We start from the raw sequence: 310 nt of genomic DNA on the forward strand, positions 1-310 counted from the left end.
TGGACGCTGAAGACCAACTACACCCACACCGACAGCGAGCAGAAGAGCGGTGCTGCCGCCGGCCAGCCGCTGACCAACACGCCGAAGCACATGCTGAACGCCGCGCTTGAATGGCAGGCCAGCGAGGCCTTCAGGCTGTTCCTGCGCAGCCAGTACCGCAGCGCGCGCTACCGTGGCGCCGGCCTGGCCCAGGACCAGCGAACGAACAGACGCATCACCCCGTGATGAGTGGCGCGCGCTTTTGCCGCTTAAGGGTCTGGAGACCCGGATGCCCCGGGTGAGACCAGCCCCGGAGGGCGGGGCGCGCCAT

The 310-nt window shown here is 68.4% G+C and carries 1 protein-coding gene; it reads left to right on the forward strand.

The annotated features are described in order from the left end of the window. The coding region (locus tag FLQ44_RS17900) for a TonB-dependent receptor (protein ID WP_147695470.1) at positions 1-225 on the forward strand (225 nt) is incomplete at its 5' end. Positions 226-310 lie beyond the last annotated feature (85 nt).

Origin of the sequence: Vogesella mureinivorans, assembly GCF_007644035.1 — a bacterium.
Lineage (GTDB): Bacteria > Pseudomonadota > Gammaproteobacteria > Burkholderiales > Chromobacteriaceae > Vogesella > Vogesella mureinivorans.